Raw genomic sequence first — 1203 nt, 5'->3', positions numbered from 1 at the left:
CGAGAGCGAGATGGAACGGATGCGCGGCAGCGATGGTTTTACCGAGTCGATGTTCACGGTGTTGAAGCTTGATGATTTCGTGCCGAAGGACCATCCGTTGCGTCCGACTCGTACATGGCTCAATGATTCGCTCAAGCGCATGGATGATGTGTTCTCGCGAATGTACGAGGCAGACGCGAGAGGTGGCCGGCCAAGCATTGCACCGGAGAAGTTGGTTCGGGCGCTGTTGCTGCAGGTGTTGTACTCCATTCGCAGCGAACGGATGCTGATGGAACAGATTTCCTACAACATGTTGTACCGCTGGTTCGTCGGTCTGCCGATGGACGGAACGGTGTGGGACCATTCGACGTTCAGCAAGAACCGCGACCGCTTGCTCGAACACGATGTACTGGTGTTGCTCTTTAACGAGACGGTCGAGACGGCCCGTGAGCGAGGCTATCTCTCTGGCGAGCACTTCAGCGTCGATGGCACTTTGATTCAGGCGTGGGCCGGGCATAAGAGCTTCGTGCCCAAGGCGAGTCCGAGCGACGACGATACGCCTCCAGACGAACCGCCCGCACCGAATGACAACTGGCATGGGCAAAAACGCAGTAACGAAACGCATCAATCCACGACGGATAAGCAGGCGCGCCTGTTCCGGAAAAGCAAGGGAACGGGAGCGATGCTCTGTTATATGGGTCATGTATTGACCGATAACCGACACGGACTGGTGGTCAACGCGCAGGTGACGCTGGCGACCGGCACCGCCGAGCGAGACTGCGCGGCGCAGATGCTTGCCGATGCTGCGAGTGTCGCACCGAGCGGCATCACGGTCGGTGCGGATAAGAACTACGACACCGCCGGCTTCGTAGCCAGTTGTCGCTCGAATCGCGTCACGCCTCATGTGGCCCAAAACGAAGGACGTTCAGGAGGCTCAGCGATTGATGAGCGAACTACACGTTGGCCGGGCTACGCGGTGAGCCAGCAAAAGCGTAAACGGATTGAACAGGTGTTTGGATGGGGCAAGACGGTCGGACGAATTCGACAAGCGATGTGCCGGGGACTTGAACGCGTAGACCAGCTCTTCGTGCTGACCCAGGTCGGCTATAACCTGACGCGTATGCGAACACTTGCCGCTTGAGGGGAAGGAAGCAATCGATAGCGTCGGTTTTGTGAACTCACGAGCAGCATCGAACGCTCACAAGGGTTTTTGCGCGTGTCAGA

General features: G+C 57.9%; 1 protein-coding gene. It reads left to right on the top strand.

The window, feature by feature from the left end; genetic code table 11:
• Window positions 1-19: 19 nt before the first annotated feature.
• Window positions 20-1120 carry an IS5 family transposase gene (locus tag NCS58_RS34035; protein WP_061121468.1) on the top strand — a complete coding sequence of 367 codons (1101 nt, stop codon included), beginning with the start codon at window positions 20-22 and terminating at the stop codon, window positions 1118-1120.
• Window positions 1121-1203 lie beyond the last annotated feature (83 nt).

Origin of the sequence: Caballeronia sp. INML3B (assembly GCF_023631305.1) — a bacterium.
Classification (GTDB): domain Bacteria; phylum Pseudomonadota; class Gammaproteobacteria; order Burkholderiales; family Burkholderiaceae; genus Caballeronia; species Caballeronia turbans.
This window is presented reverse-complemented; position numbering and strand designations above follow the sequence as displayed.

What these genes read in the sequence shown, in the direction of transcription:
- NCS58_RS34035 (WP_061121468.1), top strand. Translation starts at nt 20, where the DNA reads ATGCGCGGCAGCGATGGTTTTACCGAGTCGATGTTCACGGTGTTGAAG.